Source organism: Arachidicoccus sp., from assembly GCF_050436765.1.
In the GTDB taxonomy this organism is placed as follows: Bacteria; Bacteroidota; Bacteroidia; order Chitinophagales; family Chitinophagaceae; genus Arachidicoccus.
The window spans coordinates 1-11,940 of sequence record NZ_JBNQGD010000184.1; the positions used below are offsets into that span (position 1 = coordinate 1).

Sequence of the window (11,940 nt, forward strand, 5' to 3'; positions counted from 1 at the left end):
AGGCTTACATATTTGACAAAAAGGCTTCATCTATTTATTCACTTTATCCATCAAAGGCTCTATAGGTTTTCCGATACAACCACTTGGCATTTGTATATGCAGTAGAGCAGCCAAGGTAGGCGCAATATCCGTCATATAAAGGGTATTATTTGTTTCGCCATGAGGAATTTTCCAACCCATAAAAATCAGTGGAATATGGGTGTCGTAGGGATTCCAAAGACCGTGAGTTGTCCCAGTTTTATATTGGCTAGGCAACCACCCCGATTGCAAAATAATTTTTATATCTCCACTCCTTTCTCTATTATAACCGTTTATAATCATTTCGCGCAACGCAGCAGGAATTGGCGCAATTGCCGCCATCGATTCATCTACAGCATAGAGTATACCATTTTGTTTTTGCAAGAAATTAATGGTCGCTTTTTTTATGGCTTCCTTTGCCAATCCTTTCATCTCAATGGCAGCATTATTAAAAGAAACCTCATCATTCTCCATACCAAGAACTAATTTCTCGGTGCCAAATTTTTCCTGTAAATAACTATTCAGGGATTTTTGCAAATCGGGAAAAAAACCCGTCGGCATTTTGTTTTCTTTCATAAAACCTTTGGAATGTGCACTACCGTGATCAGCCGTCAGAAATACCAAATAATTTCCTTTTCCCACTTTCGCGTCCAGCATTTTAAGAAAAACACCCAAATCTCTATCCAGCCTTAAATACACGTCTTCTATTTCTATTGAATTTGGCCCCGTCATGTGACCGACATAATCGGTAGATGCACAGTTAATAGTTAGGAAATCCGTATTATCTCCCTGACCCAATTTTTCACCGTTTATCGCAGCCTGAGCGAATTGTAAAGTAAGGGTATTACCAAAAGGCGTCGAACGAATACTTCCTTTATCTTTTTCCAACGCTTTCTTCAAATTAAAAGGAAAAGTAGGTGTATCTGCGCCACTCAATTTTCCTTCCCAAGGCACATTATCTTTTGTACTCTCGCTATATTGTCCAATAGGCAACAAAGTATTCCATCCATTTCTAATAAGTTTATTAATATCCTTTTCTTGATTAAATGCTTTTACCCAAGCAGGCAAATCGTTCATATAATAACTACTCGTTATAAAGTTTCCCGATGCATCATCCAACCAAAAGGCGCCTGTTGGGTTGTGTCCTGCGGGCAAAATAGAAGCGCGATCTTTTAAAGAAACGCCTATAACTTTTGATTTAAAATTAGTAGCCAATCGCAACTCATCCGTAATGGTTGTCACCCAAAGATTATGCGGCGACATTTTGCCGGCGTCGCCCTCTGCACCCACCGTTGCAACAGTTGAATCGTCGGTACAATAAGTCATTTTTCCAGAATTCTGAAAACGCCAATTGTTACCTGCGATACCATCAATTGAAGGGACAGAACCGGTAAAAATAGTTGTATGACCAACTGCCGTATAAGCCGGCAAATAATTGATCAATGTATTGGCACAATTGTAACCATCATTCAGTAAACGTTTAAAACCGTCATCGGAATATTTATTGTAGTATCGGTACAAATAATCCCAACGCATTTGATCAACCACAATACCTATCACCAATTTTGGCCTTTGCAATTGCGCAAAAGAGGCAAAGTAAGTAAAAAGGAATGCCCATAAAAAGACTGTTTTTTTCATTTTTAACTATTTTATACTTAGTAAAAGATCCAAGATACAAAATTCAGTCATTTCGTCTATTCCTTATATTATATAATAGTGATACTTTGCCGATATAATTATATTTACCTAATTTACATTAATTTAATAAATCAATAAGTAAACCACCCATGTCGTCACTTACTATTTCTGTCATACAATCCGATATTTTTTGGGAAAATAAAGAAGCAAACTTGGCTATGTTTGAAAAAAAAATATGGTCTATCAACGAGCCGACAGAAATCGTAGTACTTCCAGAAATGTTTTCTACCGGTTTCACTCAAGAACCAATGGCATTGGCTGAAACAACGGAGGGGCCAACAATCAATTGGATGCGTTCTTTAGCAAAAAAGAAAAATATTGTTTTGACTGGCAGTATCATTATTAAAGAAAAGGAGCAATATTTCAATCGATTGATTTGGATGCTTCCCAACGAGAAAATGGGCATTTATGATAAACGACATTTATTTTCCTATGGTGGCGAGCATAATCATTTTTCTTTAGGAGGAAAACGTTTTATTGCTTCTGTCAAGGGGTGGAAAATAAATTTACAAATATGTTACGATCTACGTTTCCCAACCTGGACAAGGCAACAAATAAAAAATAAAGAGCCAGAATACGACATATTGATAAATGTCGCAAATTGGCCAGAAAAACGCAGTCATCACTGGAAAACACTTTTACAAGCGAGAGCCATCGAGAATTTATCGTATGTTGTGGGAGTTAACCGCGTAGGTGTTGACGGTAACAATATTCTTTACAACGGAGACTCCGCCGTAGTTGATCCATTGGGGAATTACCTTTATGAAAAAGAGAAGGTAGAAGACATCTTCACCATTACATTAAAAAAAGAAAATCTTCAACAGCTTAGAGATCAGTATCGCTTTTTAGACGATGCCGATGAATTTCTACTTTTAGAAAATAATAGCTAAAGACCTACCCTTCAAAAGCAATTACACTTATTTCTACATTTACATTTTTGGGTAAAGTTTTTACCGCTACAGTTTCACGCGCAGGCTCATCTTCAGTAAAATATTGTGCGTAAATTTCATTCACTTGTGCAAACAAACTCATATCGCTTAAAAACACACTTGCTTTTACTACATGTTTAAAATTGAGGCCTGCCTCTTGTAAGACAGCTTGCAAATTTTTAAAAACTAAATGAGTTTCTCCAGCTAGATCACCGGAAAATAATTGATTAGTTGCCGGGTCGATGGCAATTTGTCCACTTACAAATAAAAAACCACCGGCTTTAATCGCCTGATTATAAGGCCCCACGGGCGCAGGTGCATTAGTTGTATTGATTAATTCTTTTGACATAGGATGACTCTCTCTTTCTGTAATTGAACTCGCAAGATAAGCATTTGGTAAAAACAAAAAATCGAATTTTTTATCTAGACCCTTTTTTATAGTAATTATTGCTCATTTCAGCAATAATGCACAAGAATTTAACCCTGATTGGAAGGCGAAATCACTGGAATTTTAGTCTGCAATTTATGATTGGATGTCGAAAGACTGTTGTCATTAGGGAGCAATTCAGGGAAATCTAATTTTTGTATTTTCAAAGCAGGCCATTGAAAAGTCGCATTAAGAATACGTGAAGCCATTTGATAATGGTTATCAGGCGCCCAGATAAACACACAACTGCCATCTTTAATCGTATTAATAATATCATACTGCTGCCCAAAAGGCACAGCCGGACATCCAAAACTTCTTCCTACTTCGCTTTCATCTGCACGTTTTTCATTTACATAATGACTACCATGAATGACGATAGATCTTTCTCTTATATGATTATTAATTCCATTTTCCACACCATTCAAATGTAAGCTATATCCAGATCCGCCACGATAAGGACTACCAGTAATAATAAAGCCTAAAGAACTTTTATGAGAATTTTCTACATTTGAAAAACTTGTTGCATACTCTCCTCCTGAACGTTTACCATGAGAAACATACGTATTAAACAATACACGACCACTTTTTAAGTCAATAACATAAAAACGCTTTTTAGTACTGCTCTGGCTGTAATCTACAATAGTAAGCAAGTTAGTTTTCTCCAACATCCCTTTGCTCATCAGATATTCATAGCCTTTGTATGCATTGAAAAAAACGTCTTTATTCAAGCCATAACTATCTAAATTAATTCTATTGTAAATTGAATCTACAAGTTTGTAAGCCATTGTCTTCCCAATAGGCTTGTTGGGTAATAAAGAAGGGAAACTTTTGTCAACGGGTAAAGTACTTAAGGCATCTACTTTAGAATTTGGAGCTGTAAAGGCACATGTACATATACTAATGGTACATAAGAAGAAAAATTTTTTCACTATTTCAAAACTGTTTTTAACTAAAACACCCATTCAACCAAGTAATAAAGTGCAATAATGTTAGATGAATAAATTTAATTTTCTTTAGGCGCAATTATACTAACCCCACCTTAAAGTCAATCCGATTAATAATTAATAATGTAATTTCAGTAAAAAAATTGTATTTATCAATAATTTTCTACAAAAAAATTACGACCGCAACGAAAGTAGACATTTCTAGACAAAAATTTAGCCAGAAAAATTCCTAAAAAAATAAAAAATGTTAAATTCATATTACCTTAAAACATATTTTATTTGCAACTCTTTACTGATTCGGCTTATCGTTTTATCAATATCAGTATATTCAAAATGAGGAAAATATTCTTTCAACTTTCCAGAACTGTATTCAACTTTTGCCATTGCAGTACGTGCGGTACGTTTATTTAAGATAGATGGCTTACCTGTTATTTTTTCTTGTAAATATTTGACTCTCCAAATAACCTCCGATAAAAATTTTGTAACCTCTTTGTGCGGAGGTTTTTTATTAAATGCCGCCGCCATTTTGAAAAATAAATCTTTGTATGAAATATTAATGCCATTCAAGATAAATCGTTCAGCCGAAACATCGTGATCCATAAGCATTACAGCCGCTTTAGCAACATCTTTTACATCAACAAAACCATGTACTCCTTCAGTGTACCAGGGAAACTCATTATAAACTGTTTTAAAAATTTCAGCAGAACCTTTATCCCAATCAGCGCAACCCAAAATAACTGATGGATTAATAATTACTGCTTTTAATCCTTCGCTTATTCCCCGCCAAACTTCCATTTCTGCATAATGTTTGCTCAGTCCATAAGCCGAGGCATTTTCTTTTTTCCATTCTAATGCCTCGTGAATAATTTTGCCGTCCCTTTCAGCTTCTCCAATAGCTGCGACAGAGCTTACATACAGCATTTTTTTTACACCATTTTCAATAGCCGCATTTACTACATTAGCCGTTCCTTCTATGTTTATCTGTAAAAGTTCCTTTCGCATTTTAGGATTAAAAGAAACAATTGCAGCACAATGGTAGATTTTATCCACACCTTTCATTATCTCCCGAAGTGCAGTTACATCCAATATATCACAAGAGATCCAATCAAAACGCGTGTCCGCATCTTGTGGGATGTTCCTACAAATGGCAATAATACGACTGTCTTTAATAGACAGTACATTTAATAAATGGCTGCCGACCAAGCCACTTGCCCCCGTTACAAGTATGGTTTCTTTATTGAGTGAATGCACTGCTGTGTTGCTAAAATTTATACAAAATAAAGGTTTTCATTACGCAATGCAAGAAGAATTTTAGTGTAAATTCTAAAGGAGTATTATTTTTACAGTATGCAACAATTGTCTTTATTTGATTTTGGTAATGAAACTCCCAACACTGAGCAGCAAAAAAAAGCGGTTCAGGGCAAAGAAAAAGCTACCAAAACCGTCGTTCATCCTAAAGTAGAAAATACTGAGTCTCCCTCAGAAGAAATAGTGGAAGGCACGACTCCTACTATACCAATAAAAGAGGTTGAGAGGACGCTGATTTTTTCAGATGAAAAGATTGGAGTTAAGATAAAACTGAAAGCCCCACCGACAGAAAAAAAAATAATTGAAGGCAATGAATTGTTCCAAAATATCATTCCACTAACAACTACTGAGAAGAAACATCAGCCCGAGGAAAAAATTGTAACAGTAAAAAAGCGTGGTCGAAAATCTTTTAAGGAAATGGACGCAGAAGTAGACCTGATATCCGTTCCACCTGATGAAGAACTATTTAAAAAACAATATTATTCTATAAGTATAGTAGCAAAATGGTTTCGGGTAAACAACTCATTATTGCGTTTTTGGGAAAATGAATTTAAAATACTGAAACCTAAAAAGAATAAAAAAGGCGACCGTTTTTTTCGACCAGAAGATGTAAAGAATTTGCAGGTAATATATTATTTATTAAGGCAAAAAAAGTTAACCATCAGCGGAGCTGTCAAACATTTAAAAGCACATAAAGAAAATACGGAAGTAAATTTGCAGATCATTCATTCGCTCAACAATTTCAAAGGCTTTTTGTTAGAGTTAAAAGCAAATACAGAAAAGTAAATATCATAATTAAAATCATATCATAAATAAACTATTATGCCCGGATTTGAACTATTTGGCGACTTGGAAAGGAAAGAAGTAAACGACGTATTAGAAAGTGGCATTTTAATGCGTTACGGTTTTGATGCCGCACGCAACGGTCACTGGAAAGCCAAAGAATTGGAACAAGCTATTTGCAATACGTTTAATGTAAATCACGCACAGCTAGTTTCTAGCGGAACGGCAGCACTCACAACGGCTCTAGCTGTTCTAGGTGTAGGCGCCGGCGATGAAGTAATTATGCCCACCTTTACTTTTGTTGCAAGTTTTGAAGCAGTTTTAAGTGTAGGGGCTGTGCCGGTTTTGGTAGATGTTGATGATAGTTTGACGCTTAATCCTGATGCTGTTCAAGCAGCTATTACCCCCGCTACAAAATGCGTTATGCCTGTACATATGTGTGGCAGCATGGCCGATTTAGGAGCCTTACAAGATATTTGTAAAGAACATGATTTAGTACTCTTAGAAGATGCCTGCCAAAGTATTGGCGCAAAATACAAAGGCAGATATTTAGGAACTATTGGCGATGCCGGGACCTACTCGTTCGACTTCGTAAAAACAATTACCTGCGGCGAAGGCGGTGCAGTAGTAACCAATAACGATAAAACATACCAAGCGCTAGATGCCTACAGTGACCATGGCCACGATCACAAAGGTGTAGATCGTGGTGCTGATTTACATCCGTATTTGGGTTATAATTTTAGAATTTCCGAACTGCATGCGGCTGTAGGCCTCGCGCAAATAAAGAGGTTAGAAGAATTTCTTTCCATTCAAAAGAAGAATTACGATTTATTAAAAAGTATTTTGGCAACTATACCCCAGATATCTTTTAGAAGAATACCAGATGAAACGGGCGACAGTTGTGGTTCTATCAGTTGGTTCTTACCAACGGAAGAAAAAGCAAAAGCTGTAGTGGCGAAACTAAAAGCTGAAGGAATCTTAGGCGGTAATTTTTATTGGTATGACAATAATTGGCATTATGTACGCAACTGGCATCATTTAAAAGATATTGCTATATATAATAAATTGAATATTGAGCAAATAGAAACTTTAGAAAGATTATCTTCCAAAGATTTTTCGGTCAGTGATGCAATCCTTTCACGCTGTATAACTACCAATATCAGCCTGTCGTGGACAGAAGAACAAATAAAAGAGAAAGGAGAAAAATTAAAAAGCATAATTGAAAGTGTCTTATAAAAGATAAGCTAAAAAAAAGGATATTTTTCTACACTTATTATTTGTTTATTAAAATTTTACCTTTTACATTTGCACTCCTTCGGGAATGGTGCGGTAGCTCAGTCGGTAGAGCAAAGGACTGAAAATCCTTGTGTCGGCGGTTCGATCCCGCCCCACACCACTGAAAATTAAGCACTTACAGAGTAAAATTTGTAAGTGTTTTTTTTGATACATAATTTGATACATGCTTTTGCCGATGAAATTTTTAACAGTCGGTTGAAAAAAAATTGGATCAACGCAAAAACTTGTGGAAAGGGGATCAACGCAAAAGCTTGTGGAAAGTGATAATATTTTTACATTTGCCGCCTAAGTGGCATAATGCAATGGCCGTTCTTTGGCTGTTTTATCAACTTTATTATTACCTTTTCTTTTATAAGAATGCTTTTTTTGATTTTACTCACAACGATATTTCTTTGGATCGGCTTTTTTATATTTTTGCGTGAATTAATGGATAGAAAGCATATGATGAAATAAACGTACGGTTTTCTATTTTCGCCATATAGTTGGCCCAACGTGTGTTTACGGACAAACTATTTACCATAAAATTTTCATTATGAAAAAATATGAAAACCATATTTTAGTGTGAGTTAGCATATTTCTACTTTTAATTAAAATAATCATACTTAAAAATCATACTATATTGTGATTTTGCATTAATAATTAAAAAATAATCTTAATTTTGATATACAAATCACATTATAATGTGGGTTAAGAATATAGGAGAAGCTATAAAAAACAGGCGGAAAGAGTTGGGCATTACCCAACCGAACTTGGCAGAATTGGCACAAATAAGTACCAATACGTTGTATAAGCTGGAACGCGGACAAGGCAATCCTTCTTTGGATGTACTGAATAAATTAGCAGAAGTATTGGGTATGGAACTTATTCTTGAAGTAAAAAAGAAAATGGCGTAAATGAGAGCAATGGAAATATATCGAAACGGAATATTAGCCGGAACGCTGACGGAAGAAAATCGTCAGCATTTTGTGTTCAGGTATGATGATGTTTATTTTGCTGATATAGCCAAGTCTGCTATCAGTTTAACGCTTCCCAAAACTCAAAAGGAATACAGCAGTAAATTTTTGTTTCCGTTTTTCTTTAATATGCTTAGCGAAGGCGTAAACAGGAAATTACAAAGCACACAATTGAAGATAGACGAAGAAGATAATTTCGGTTTACTTGCAGCAACCGCACAATACGATACGATAGGTGCAGTAACCGTAAAACCAATATCGACAAAATGAATTTAGAGGAATTAAAATATTGTCCGGGAACTTTAGCTGAAGGTTTTTCTACTTACAGTCCAAGCTGCTTGCGGAATTTGTTTAATGGCAAGAAAGTGAGTCACATTTTACCTTATGAACAACCGCAGCAAAGCGAAGAAGTAACGGAGTTGTTTATGGAAAACCGCAAACGTATTTCTATATCGGGCGTGCAGGAAAAATTAAGTCTTATGCTGGAAAAAAATCTGTTGCGATTGACAAATGAAGGAGAGCAGGGCACATACATACTTAAGCCGATACCAAGAGATTTAAAGAAGGTGGACCAGGTTCCGGCAAACGAACATCTTACTATGCAAATAGCCAAACAGGTTTACGGATTAAACACGGCAGGAAATGCTATGATTTTTTTTAAGAATGGTTCGCCTGCCTATATAACCAAAAGGTTTGATGTAAAAGAAGATGGAAGTAAATTGGGCAAAGAAGATTTTGCAACATTGGCAGGTAAAACCAAAGACAATGCAGGCGCCAATTTCAAATATGAATATAGTTATGAAGCGATAGGATTGCTAATACAGAAATATGTTCCTGCCTGGCGTGTAGAAATAGAAAAATACTTTTCTTTAGTAGTCTTCAATTTCTTATTTTCAAATGGCGATGCACACCTAAAAAACTTTTCGTTGCTTGAATCCACAAAGGGAGATTATCTACTTAGTCCTGCTTATGATTTGATAAATACGAAGCTACATGTGGACGACACAGATTTTGCTTTAGATAAAGGGCTATTTGCTGATGATTTTAAAAGTGAGCAATACAAAAAAAGTAACCACCCTTCTAAAAGTGATTTTATTGAATTTGCAAGACGAATAGGTGTAGCGGAAGGCAGAATTGAAAAGTTGTTAACCCTATTTTTAGAAAGACAACCTTTTATGGAAACCTTGGTGAATCGTTCCTTTTTAAATGAGGCAAACAAAAGAGGATACATGTTGATGTATAGTGAAAAGCGAAATTATTTAATAGCGTAAATGAGGTTTGGATATAATGTTAGTCTTATACTGTTGAATGAGTTCTATTTAATTTTATAGCGCAATAAAAATATAATCTATGGAATTGCATACTATTTTAGGCGCAAATGGCACCATCGCTAAGGAATTACTACCGATTTTATTATCCAATAACAAAGAAGTCCGATTGGTGTCCCGCAGTCCCAAGTCAATGCAAGGAGTGCAGACAAGACAGGCGAATGTACTGAACTTCGAAGAGCTCTACGATGCCCTGGAAGGTTCAAGCTATGTGTACATGGTTATCGGTCTTGCATACAATCACAAGATTTGGCAAAGAGATTGGCTTAAGATTATGCAAAATGTCATTCGGGCTTGCAAGGCAACAAAAGCCAAATTAATTTATTTTGACAATGTGTATATGTACGGAAAAGTAAATGGTGTAATGACAGAAGAAACACCTTATAATCCCTGCAGCAAAAAAGGAAAAGTCAGAGCGGAGGTTGCGCGTTTACTCCAAACAGAAATGAAGGCAGGTACTATTGATGCCATAATAGTAAGAGCAGTAGATTTTTACGGACCGGATGTTATTGAGAAAAGTATCATCGGAATGATGGTATTTGCCAATTTGAAAAAAGGCAAATCCGCTCAATGGTTGGTTAATGCAGATCTGCCCCGTGCACTCAGTTATGTACCCGATGCAGCTAAAGGAATGTATCTTTTAGCTATCTCACCCAATTCATACGGACAAGTCTGGCATCTGCCCACTGCGCAACCTACACTCACCGGAAGAGAATTTATTAAACTCTCCGTTAAATATATGCATGCTTCTGACAAAGTATCGGTATTACCAAAATGGTTTCTGAATCTTTTCGGTCTGTTCAATAAAGATATAAAAGAAATCTGCGAAATGCTCTATCAGAATGAATTCCCTTTTCAGTTCAGTTCGGAAAAATTTGAAAGGGCATTCCACTTTGTGCCCACCTCCTATGAAGAAGGTATCAAGAACACCGCTGAATCATTTTTAAACAACTAAGGGTGAACTGCCAAATATCTCTTCCTTAGTTCTCATCTTTCATGTAAGACTCCCATTATAGGCCGAGATAAGAGATTTTTTTCGAAAATTTGTCGAGTTTTTTGAGTGTTAATATAGTTTTTGCTATCTGCTCCCGTTATGTAATAGATATAGCCTTCATGTCATTACTACATCATATCCTTCGGTTATCATAAAATAGTTATCGTGAAGGAAATTTTAGCGATTCTTTTTTATAAAAGTCGTATCTTTCTTCATTAAATCAATCCTAAAATGCTTCATTTTCTAAAGGACAATTCTCTCACAAAAGTTCAGCAAATAGCCAAGGGAATTGCCCTGGACATCGAACGGGGTTTTTTGAAAAAAGACATGCAGCTACCTTCAATCAATGAGTTTAATAAAATATATAAAGTAGCTCGCGAGACAGTGGAAAAAGCTTATAAAATATTAAAAGACGAAGGCTATATTGTTTCCGTGGCTTCTAAAGGTTATTATGTGTCCGGCAAAAGTAGCAAAACATTGAAAGTATTATTGGTCTTTAACAAGCTTAGCTCCTATAAAAAAATAGTCTACGATAATCTAATAAAATCATTAGGAGAACAAGCAACGGTTGAATTACGGATCCATCACTATAGTCCTAAATTGTTTAAAGAAATTGTAGAAGAGGCACTTGGCAAGTATCATTATTATCTCATAATGCCACATTTTTTAAAAAATACTCCGCAGGAGGAATATATTGAAGTACTCAAGCAGATTCCATTCAATCAATTAATTCTATTAGATAAAAATGTACCGGAATTAAAGGGAGACTTCGGCGCTGTATTTCAAAACTTTAAAGAAGATATTTATACAGCCTTAATTAAAGCTATACCACTTCTAAAAAAATACCGGGGAATAAAAATCATATTTCCTTCTTTTAGTAATCATCCGGTAGAAATCTTAGAAGGAATTTCAAAATTTTGTCAAGAACAGAAAAAGAGATTCATAATACTTGAGCAAATCGAACCAAAACAATTAAAGTCAGGTTATGCTTATATCGTCATTGCTGATGCGGACTTAGCAAATCTAATTAAGCAATCAAAGGAAGCAAATCTCCAAATTGGGAAGGATGTAGGAATTATTTCATTTAACGAAACGATATTAAAAGAAATATTAAACATTACTGTTGTTACCACTGACTTTGAGCATATCGGTCGAGAAGCGGCATCCTATATTATGACAAATAATTTTCAGCAGACACGAAGTCCTTTTTCCTTAATAACCCGTGGTTCTTTATAGTATATGATATAGTCTCCCCTTTGTTT

At 35.5% G+C, this 11,940-nt stretch carries 12 protein-coding genes and 1 tRNA gene; 9 read left to right on the forward strand and 4 right to left on the reverse strand.

Features of this window, described 5'->3' with window-relative positions:
* Window positions 1-30: 30 nt before the first annotated feature.
* Entirely contained in the window at window positions 31-1,656 is a 1,626-nt protein-coding gene (pafA, locus tag ACQR30_RS07955; protein WP_429733760.1) for an alkaline phosphatase PafA, read from the reverse strand.
* A gap of 149 nt (window positions 1,657-1,805) precedes the next feature.
* On the opposite strand from pafA, the gene ACQR30_RS07960 reads away from it, so the two are divergent.
* Window positions 1,806-2,606: a nitrilase family protein gene (locus ACQR30_RS07960; protein ID WP_429733763.1), complete on the forward strand. Its 801-nt coding sequence runs from the start codon at window positions 1,806-1,808 to the stop codon at window positions 2,604-2,606.
* Between the two features lie 4 nt (window positions 2,607-2,610).
* Here ACQR30_RS07960 and ACQR30_RS07965 read toward each other — a convergent pair whose 3' ends face one another.
* The 3 genes from ACQR30_RS07965 to ACQR30_RS07975 form a co-directional block, all read right to left on the reverse strand.
* Window positions 2,611-3,051 (reverse strand): RidA family protein, encoded by a 441-nt coding sequence (locus ACQR30_RS07965; protein WP_429733766.1) that lies wholly within the window; start codon window positions 3,049-3,051, stop codon window positions 2,611-2,613.
* A gap of 71 nt (window positions 3,052-3,122) precedes the next feature.
* Window positions 3,123-4,001 (reverse strand): murein L,D-transpeptidase catalytic domain family protein, encoded by an 879-nt coding sequence (locus tag ACQR30_RS07970; RefSeq protein WP_429733769.1) that lies wholly within the window; start codon window positions 3,999-4,001, stop codon window positions 3,123-3,125.
* Window positions 4,002-4,274: 273 nt separating this feature from the next.
* Window positions 4,275-5,267, reverse strand: a complete 993-nt coding sequence (locus ACQR30_RS07975) for an NAD-dependent epimerase/dehydratase family protein (protein ID WP_429733772.1) — start codon at window positions 5,265-5,267, stop codon at window positions 4,275-4,277.
* Between the two features lie 96 nt (window positions 5,268-5,363).
* Here ACQR30_RS07975 and ACQR30_RS07980 point away from each other — a divergent pair, with 96 nt between their 5' ends.
* From ACQR30_RS07980 to ACQR30_RS08015, 8 genes are all read left to right on the forward strand, one after another.
* Entirely contained in the window at window positions 5,364-6,110 is a 747-nt protein-coding gene (locus ACQR30_RS07980; RefSeq protein WP_429733775.1) for a MerR family transcriptional regulator, read from the forward strand.
* A 36-nt stretch (window positions 6,111-6,146) separates the two neighbouring features.
* Complete coding sequence (locus tag ACQR30_RS07985; protein WP_429733778.1) at window positions 6,147-7,343, forward strand: DegT/DnrJ/EryC1/StrS family aminotransferase; 1,197 nt, start codon at window positions 6,147-6,149, stop codon at window positions 7,341-7,343.
* 87 nt (window positions 7,344-7,430) lie between these two features.
* Window positions 7,431-7,503 (forward strand) — tRNA-Phe (locus ACQR30_RS07990).
* A 580-nt stretch (window positions 7,504-8,083) separates the two neighbouring features.
* Window positions 8,084-8,296: a helix-turn-helix domain-containing protein gene (locus ACQR30_RS07995; RefSeq protein ID WP_429733781.1), complete on the forward strand. Its 213-nt coding sequence runs from the start codon at window positions 8,084-8,086 to the stop codon at window positions 8,294-8,296.
* Between the two features lie 9 nt (window positions 8,297-8,305).
* Complete coding sequence (locus ACQR30_RS08000) at window positions 8,306-8,626, forward strand: HipA N-terminal domain-containing protein (protein ID WP_429733784.1); 321 nt, start codon at window positions 8,306-8,308, stop codon at window positions 8,624-8,626.
* A complete protein-coding gene (locus ACQR30_RS08005) occupies window positions 8,623-9,627 on the forward strand; it encodes a type II toxin-antitoxin system HipA family toxin (protein WP_429733787.1) in 1,005 nt (334 codons plus the stop codon). Before ACQR30_RS08000 ends, ACQR30_RS08005 begins: the two co-directional genes overlap by 4 nt.
* A 79-nt stretch (window positions 9,628-9,706) precedes the next feature.
* Entirely contained in the window at window positions 9,707-10,639 is a 933-nt protein-coding gene (locus tag ACQR30_RS08010) for an NAD-dependent epimerase/dehydratase family protein (RefSeq protein ID WP_429733790.1), read from the forward strand.
* Window positions 10,640-10,909: 270 nt separating this feature from the next.
* A complete protein-coding gene (locus ACQR30_RS08015) occupies window positions 10,910-11,914 on the forward strand; it encodes a GntR family transcriptional regulator (RefSeq protein ID WP_429733793.1) in 1,005 nt (334 codons plus the stop codon).
* Window positions 11,915-11,940 lie beyond the last annotated feature (26 nt).

Coding starts and splice junctions, on each gene's coding strand:
- pafA (WP_429733760.1), bottom strand. CDS start 1,656: ATGAAAAAAACAGTCTTTTTATGGGCATTCCTTTTTACTTACTTTGCC.
- ACQR30_RS07960 (WP_429733763.1), top strand. CDS start 1,806: ATGTCGTCACTTACTATTTCTGTCATACAATCCGATATTTTTTGGGAA.
- ACQR30_RS07980 (WP_429733775.1), top strand. CDS start 5,364: ATGCAACAATTGTCTTTATTTGATTTTGGTAATGAAACTCCCAACACT.
- ACQR30_RS07985 (WP_429733778.1), top strand. CDS start 6,147: ATGCCCGGATTTGAACTATTTGGCGACTTGGAAAGGAAAGAAGTAAAC.
- ACQR30_RS07995 (WP_429733781.1), top strand. CDS start 8,084: ATGTGGGTTAAGAATATAGGAGAAGCTATAAAAAACAGGCGGAAAGAG.
- ACQR30_RS08000 (WP_429733784.1), top strand. CDS start 8,306: ATGGAAATATATCGAAACGGAATATTAGCCGGAACGCTGACGGAAGAA.
- ACQR30_RS08005 (WP_429733787.1), top strand. CDS start 8,623: ATGAATTTAGAGGAATTAAAATATTGTCCGGGAACTTTAGCTGAAGGT.
- ACQR30_RS08010 (WP_429733790.1), top strand. CDS start 9,707: ATGGAATTGCATACTATTTTAGGCGCAAATGGCACCATCGCTAAGGAA.
- ACQR30_RS08015 (WP_429733793.1), top strand. CDS start 10,910: ATGCTTCATTTTCTAAAGGACAATTCTCTCACAAAAGTTCAGCAAATA.